The organism is Belnapia sp. AC561, from assembly GCF_979252845.1.
Genome location: NZ_CEEDBP010000304.1, coordinates 1 through 258 on the forward strand (window position 1 = coordinate 1; position 258 = coordinate 258).

The 258-nt window shown below is 79.1% G+C and carries 1 protein-coding gene; it reads left to right on the top strand.

Translation table 11 applies throughout. The features are described from left to right. Positions 1-137, top strand: a 137-nt coding sequence (locus tag AC0IW9_RS31185) for a DUF374 domain-containing protein (RefSeq protein ID WP_471652170.1), incomplete at its 5' end; no start/stop codon positions are given. Positions 138-258: the final 121 nt, after the last annotated feature.

A 258-nucleotide genomic window follows, 5' to 3' on the forward strand; every position in this document is an offset into this window, starting at 1 on the left:
CCTCCAAGGGCGGGGCGGCCGGGCTGCGCGCCTTGCTGCGGGTGCTGGGCGCGGGGGAGATGGTGGTGATCACTCCGGATGGGCCGCGCGGGCCGCGGCGCCATGCGGCCCCAGGGGTGGCGCAGCTTGCCGCCTAGGCCGGGGTGCCGGTGCTGCCCTGCGCGGCGCGGACCACGCGGGTGCGGGTGATCCCGAGCTGGGACCGCATGGAGCTGCCGCTCCCCTTCGCCCGCGGCGTGCTGGTGATCGGGCCGCCGG